Origin of the sequence: Klebsiella sp. K47 (assembly GCF_051858335.1) — a bacterium.
Lineage (GTDB): Bacteria > Pseudomonadota > Gammaproteobacteria > Enterobacterales > Enterobacteriaceae > Klebsiella > Klebsiella pneumoniae.
Map to the genome: position 1 here is coordinate 1 of NZ_JBPYUI010000313.1, position 231 is coordinate 231.

The 231-nt window shown below is 63.2% G+C and carries 1 protein-coding gene; it reads right to left on the minus strand.

All coding sequences use genetic code 11. The features are described from left to right. Positions 1–231, minus strand: a 231-nt coding sequence (locus RRF55_RS28180; protein WP_439419324.1) for a hypothetical protein, incomplete at both ends; no start/stop codon positions are given.

Genomic DNA, 231 nt, shown 5'->3' on the forward strand with positions numbered 1-231 from the left:
CTCCACGACGTCGCCGCCTTCCACGATCGGGGTCATGGTCAGGCCTTCGGTGGTACCGCAATCCACCTCGGTGATGACCACGTCCTGCGCCACGTCGACCAGACGACGGGTCAGGTAACCCGAGTTCGCCGTCTTCAGCGCGGTATCGGCCAGACCCTTACGGGCACCGTGGGTGGAGTTGAAGTACTCCTGCACGTTCAGGCCTTCACGGAAGTTCGCCTTGATGGGCGT